5 protein-coding genes are annotated in these 6,000 nt (G+C 63.9%); all 5 read left to right on the top strand.

All coding sequences use genetic code 11. The features are described 5' to 3' along the window. Positions 1–202 precede the first annotated feature (202 nt). The 5 genes from ACFXJ8_RS41650 (at position 203) to ACFXJ8_RS41670 (ending at position 5,545) form a co-directional block, all read left to right on the top strand. Entirely contained in the window at positions 203–1,360 is a 1,158-nt protein-coding gene (locus ACFXJ8_RS41650; RefSeq protein WP_379650729.1) for a trypsin-like serine peptidase, read from the top strand. Positions 1,361–1,466: 106 nt separating this feature from the next. Next, positions 1,467–2,396: a hypothetical protein gene (locus ACFXJ8_RS41655; protein ID WP_379650731.1), complete on the top strand. Its 930-nt coding sequence runs from the start codon at positions 1,467–1,469 to the stop codon at positions 2,394–2,396. A 7-nt stretch (positions 2,397–2,403) separates the two neighbouring features. Further along, on the top strand, positions 2,404–2,685 hold the full coding sequence (locus ACFXJ8_RS41660; RefSeq protein WP_379650733.1) for a hypothetical protein: 282 nt from the start codon (positions 2,404–2,406) through the stop codon (positions 2,683–2,685). Positions 2,686–2,925: 240 nt separating this feature from the next. Beyond that, a complete protein-coding gene (locus ACFXJ8_RS41665; protein WP_379650735.1) occupies positions 2,926–3,450 on the top strand; it encodes a hemerythrin domain-containing protein in 525 nt (174 codons plus the stop codon). A gap of 472 nt (positions 3,451–3,922) precedes the next feature. Beyond that, on the top strand, positions 3,923–5,545 hold the full coding sequence (locus tag ACFXJ8_RS41670; RefSeq protein ID WP_379650737.1) for a trypsin-like serine peptidase: 1,623 nt from the start codon (positions 3,923–3,925) through the stop codon (positions 5,543–5,545). Positions 5,546–6,000 lie beyond the last annotated feature (455 nt).

Here is a 6,000-nt window from a genome sequence, read left to right on the forward strand (position 1 = left end):
CGCTGATCAGCACAGACCACACAAGGTCACTTCATCTCGGGCAGATCACGGCCGGAGTGGTTCGCCCGATCTGTCCCTTGACTTGATCAAGTGGAAATTCACATGACCAAAGCCGTCGCTGTAGGTTCCCCGGTATCCGTTTGCTGACTCTTGGGACGCAAGAGGCGTCACGGTCAGCGCAAAGGAAACCTGGAGTTATACCTTGAAGCGCATCTTCCTCCCGGCTGGTGGTGCGATCCTGGCCACCGGTCTCCTGGCCGCTGGCCTTTCCACCGGCACCGCCCAGGCCGCCCGCGACGTCGCCTCCGACCCCATGGCGCGCAACACCAGCGACGCCGCCTCCATCGCCACCTTCTGGTGGAAGTCGAACGGCGCCGCCCTCCGCCAGGCCAGCGCGTACCACTGGGACTCGAGCGAGGTCAAGAAGCTCGTCTCCAAGGGCGGCTACACCCCCGACGGCAGCCCCGGCATGGTGGCCCCGACCGGGAACTCCACCAGCTCCGGCAAGGCCCAGAACGTCAACATCCCCCGCACCATCGGCAAGGTGTTCTTCCTCGACGCCAGCGGCACGCCCCGCTGGTGCTCGGCCACCTCCATCCAGGGCAACTACAAGAACCTGGTCGCCACCGCGGGTCACTGCGTCTACGACACCGACGGCAACGCCGACACCATGTCCAAGTGGGTCTTCGTCCCCGGCTACTACCAGGGCAAGTCGCCGTGGGGCATCTACGTCGGCAAGCAGGCGTTCACGCACTACGACTTCGACGTCTACGAGGACTACGACCGCGACTACGCGTTCGTCACCGTCTACAACGGCATCCGCTTCACCGGCGTCAAGCAGGTCGACAGCCGCGACTACAACCGCTTCGTCGGACCCAAGTTCGGCGGCCGTTACATCGTGCTGTCCGAGGACGCGGGCCGTCTCGGCGACAACGTCGGCGGCCAGGGCCTGGCCTACAACCAGCCGACCGGCAAGATCGTGCGCACCTTCGGCTACCCGTATGCGCCCCACCCCGACGGCAGCAAGCCGTACACGGGCGTGACCCCCAAGCACTGCTACGGCAAGACCTCGGCCAAGACGGTCGGCGCCCCCGACAAGAAGATCGAGGAGCACGTGGCGCTGAAGTGCCCCGTGACCCCCGGCTACGACGGCGGCCCCTGGCTGCTCAACTACAGCAACGCCAAGCGCCTCGGTTACGTGAACGGTGTCACCAGCACCTTCAACGACCAGGACGGCAACGACCGCGTGGACTACATCTCCTCGCCGTACTTCGACGGTGAGACGGCCGCTGTGTACAACGCGGCCAAGAACATGGGGTCCGGCAAGATCGTCGGCCCGAACGGCGAGCTGCTGAAGTAGCTCCTGCGTTCCCGAAAGGGCCCGGGCTTCTCGCCCGGGCCCTTTCTCATGCCCGGGTTTGCGAACTGACTGTCACGGACAGACAACTGTAAGTAAAGTCTTCGCCGTGCCATCCATGCCTCATGAGACCGTTATCGATCTCTTCCGCAATAGGCCCACGCTCGCAGCGACCCTCATCCACGGGCAGGGCATGACGCCCGCCAGATACGACGAGGTGCGCGTCGAGTCGGAGAATCTCGTCGACTGCAAGCCCACCGAATACCGAGCCGACGCCGTGATCGTGCACAGGGCGGAGAACAAGCCGGTCCTCGGTGTGGTCCTGGAGGTGCAAATACGTCCCGACGACGACAAACGGTGGAGCTGGCCGGTATACCTGGCCACCCTCCGCGCCCGCCTGCAGTGCGACACCGCGCTGCTGGTGATGTGCCTGAGCCGCGCGACGGCCAGAAAATGCGCCGTCCCGATCGACATGGGCCACCCGGGGTGGAGGCTCGCCCCTCTGGTCATGGGCCCCGATCAACTGCCCAGGATCACGGACGTCGCGCAAGCCATCGCCGAGCCGGAGCTCGCCGCACTGTCCGTGGTCGCACACGGGCGCAAACGCGGACCCGCGGGACAGGAGGCCATGGATGTCTTCTGCGAGGCAGCGCCGTTCATGGCCGACGGACTGGGTAGCACCTATGCTGATGTCGTGCTGGCGCTGCTACCCAAGGTAGCGGCGCGGAGGTTCATGGAGGGACTCATGGCAGTCGGGACCGACAAGTACAAGAGCGACTACGTCCGCCAATGGGTCGCCGAAGGCGAAGCCAAGGGCCTAGCCGAGGGCGAAGCCAAGGGCGAAGCCAAAGGCCTAGCCGAGGGCGAAGCCAAGGCCAGAGCCAAGGACATCGTCCTCGCGTTCCGCACGCGAGGCATCGACGTCCCGCCCGAGGCGGAACAGCGCATCCTCGAATGCTCCGACACCAACCAGCTGAGCGTATGGTTCCCGAAGTCGATCACAGCCAGCAGTGTCGAGGAGCTGTTCGACAGCGAGTGAGGGACGCATGGCAGTCGGAACCAATAAGTACAAGAGCGACTACGTCCGCCAATGGGTCGCCGAGGGCGAAGCCAAGGGCGCAGCCGAGGGTGAAGCCAAGGGTGAAGCAAGGGGCACAGCCAAAGCCAGAGCCAAGGACATCGTCCTCGCGTTCCGCACGCGAGGCATTGACGTCCCGCCCGAGGCGGAACAGCGCATCCTCGAATGCTCCGACACCAACCAGCTGAGCGCATGGTTCCCGAAGTCGATCACAGCCAGCAGTGTCGAGGAGCTGTTCGACAGCGAGTGACGTCCAGCGGTGACAGTGGCCGGTGACTTCTACGGCTCCCGAAAGGGTCTGGGTCTCTCACCCGGGCCCTTTCGCATGCCCGGCCACTTCCCGTCGCACCCGCTTCTCCCAGGGACCGCCGCCAGGCGACCGCGGCTTGACCGCTCCGCCAAAGAGGTGATGAGATCCCGGGTCAGCGTCGCAGTGCACCCGGCAAAGAGACCGTCGCGGGCATGGAGGCGCCGAAAACCTGGGAAACATGTGCAACCACCCATCAACCCCACCGAACGTCTCGAAGCGTTCGGCACGCAGCTGATCGACGTTCACTCCTGGCTCCGCGAGGAGCTCTCCGAGCTGCGCGACAACCTCGACGCCTTCCTCGACGGGCAGGCCCACCACCCCCGCGAGCTCCGCGCCCACTGCCTGACCTTCTGCTCGGCCCTCGAACGGCACCACACCGGTGAGGACGGCACCGCCTTCCCCGTCCTGGCGGACGAGTTCCCCGACCTCCGCCCCGTTCTGGAGAAGCTGCAACAGGACCACCACCTGGTTGCAGACATCCTGCGCAGGATCGAGGCCCTGGTCCGCGACGCCCGGACCATGGGCGACGACGCTGAGCGGGTACGGCGGGAGCTCGACGGCCTCGCAGCCATCATGGAGTCCCACTTCGCCTTCGAGGAGCGCCAGATCACGGCGGCGCTCAACACGCTGAAGGTGCCACGTTGGGAGAAGTCGCCCCCCGATTTCCTGAAAACCTCCGGCACCGCCGTACCGGAACCGGACTGAACGACCGACGGGCCGCCCCACGGGGCGGCCCGCTTCTTATGCGCCCTCCATGGACCGCGCCAACGTGATCACTCAGGGTCACGACTGGCGCCCGAAATGTGAACGCGAAGCCGGTTTCCTGAACGTTTCCTGGCAAGATCGAGTGATATTAGACGGAGCGACCGTCGATTCGGTGCCATCAGGTTCCTGTGATCTGAGTCACATTCAGCTCATCACGCAACGTGTTCGCTCACTCACTGCACTTTTGTCTCATGCGCCACAACCCCACGAGACCCTGCGAAAACGTGGCGTGCCGATCACGGCGCGCGATCATCTCTGACAGATAACGGAAATGTCACGCAGGTAAGGGCGCTTCCCCGATGCCCCAGAACGGCTTCCACCTGCGAAGATCACCGCGTTATGGTCCTTGCTATCCCTTTACTGACGCATGGGACGCATGTTGCGCCCCACGACAGAGCAAGGAGCAGTTCCCTTGAAGCGCATCCTCCTCCCCGCCGGTGGCGCCGTTCTGGCCACCGGTCTGCTGGCCGCCGGCCTGGCTGGCACCGCTCACGCCGCCCCTGACGTCGCCAGCGACTCGATGGCGAAGAACGCCGCTGTCGCCAAGGCCGTCGCCCAGTACTGGGCCGAGTCGAACGGTGCCGCCCTCAAGGCCGCGACCCAGTCGAACATCTGGGACAGCAAGGACGTGGCCAAGCTGAAGTCGACCGGCGGCTACAGCGCCGACACCAAGCCCGGTGTCGTCGCGCCGATCGGCGAAGAGAAGAAGACCGCGAGCAAGTCGCAGAACGTCAACATGCCGAAGACCATCGGCAAGGTGTTCTTCGTCAACTCCAAGGGCGAGCGCAAGTGGTGCTCGGCCACCTCCATCCAGTCCCGGTACCGCAACCTGGTCTCCACGGCCGGCCACTGCGTGTACGACACGGCGGGCAACTCCGACGTCATGTCGAAGTGGGTCTTCGTCCCCGGCTACTACCAGGGCAAGGCGCCGTTCGGCATCTACGTCGGTAAGCAGGCGTTCACGCACTACGACTTCGACGTCTACGAGGACTTCGACCGCGACTACGCGTTCGTCACCGTCTACAACGGCCTCAAGTTCTCCACCACTCAGGGTGGGGTCAAGCAGGTCAGCAAGTCGGAGTTCGACGCCTTCAATGGCGAGAAGGACGTCAAGCTCGAGAAGATCACCAAGGACGAGTACGACGCGGGCGTCTCGAAGTACGGCCCCGAGGGTCCGTACACGACCAAGACGTCCAAGGGCGCCGTCAACAAGGTCGGTCACGACTACAAGAAGCCCGGCAAGGACGACGCGTACTCGCTGCAGCTGACCGGCGTCGAGGTCACCGAGTACGAGTACAAGAACGCGCCGAAGTACACGTCGACCAAGAAGAACGGCGAGCAGTGCCCGAGCTGGTGCGTGATCAACCTCGCCACCGGCGAGAAGGGTCAGAGCGCCAAGGAGTTCGCGATCTCCGAGGCCGAGTACAAGGAGCTCGTGGCTAAGAAGGCCAAGGGCGAGTTCCCCGGCAAGGTCGAGGCCAAGAACGGCGGCTGGTACAAGACCCAGTACTGGGTCAAGCAGTGGGTCAAGATCGACGCTGACGCGACGGACTACTTCAAGATCGTCGGTTACTTCATCAAGACCCCGGACGCCTTCGGCTTCGCGGACGCCGGTCGCCTTGGCGACGCCGTCGGCGGTCAGGGCTTCGCCTACAACCAGCCCACCGGCAAGTACATCCGCACCTTCGGCTACCCGGCCGCGGCGCACCCCGACGGTCACAAGAACTTCACCGGCGTCACCCCCAAGTGGTGCTACGGCAAGACCACGGCCAAGACCGTTGGTTCCGCCGCCAAGAAGATCGAGGAGCACATCGCGCTGAAGTGCTCCATGACTGAGGGCGCCGACGGTGGCCCCTGGCTGCTGAAGTACAGCAACGCCAAGCGTCTCGGCTACGTGAACGGTGTCACCAGCACCTTCAACGACCAGGACGGCAACGACCGCGTCGACTACATCTCCAGCCCCTACTTCGACGGCGAGACCAACTCCGTCTACAAGGCCGCTGCGAACGTGTGGTCCGGCAAGATCGCCGGCTGACGATGCGGCTGTCTGAGCTGAAGGCTTGATCTTCGGCTCATCCGTTCCAAACAGAGGGGTCCGGCATCCGCCGGGCCCCTCTGTCTATGTGTTGAGCGCACGTTTGTGGGCGCTTTGGACGCACCGACCCGTCATCTGGTGCCATGAAAGCCTTGTGATCTGCATCACACTGATCATGAACGCTCGTTTTCGCTGGCACTGGGGCCTCAGGAGTCACGCTAACAACATCCTTATGTTGATCTGCGGAAATATCCTCACGGCAACCACCACGGAGAGGGGTGACATGATCACTCAAACGTCACGAAAATGTCACGCCCGACTTGTCGTCATTTTTCAGGGCCCGAGCGGCTTCAGGTTTCCAAGATCCGCACTGTATGTTCCTGGCTATCCCTTTACTGACGCATGGGACGCAAGAGGCGTTCCACGACAGCGCAAGGAGTCACCTTGAAGCGCAT

The organism is Nonomuraea sp. NPDC059194, assembly GCF_042754765.1.
Classification (GTDB): domain Bacteria; phylum Actinomycetota; class Actinomycetes; order Streptosporangiales; family Streptosporangiaceae; genus Nonomuraea.

Coding starts and splice junctions, on each gene's coding strand:
- ACFXJ8_RS41660 (WP_379650733.1), top strand. CDS start 2,404: ATGGCAGTCGGAACCAATAAGTACAAGAGCGACTACGTCCGCCAATGG.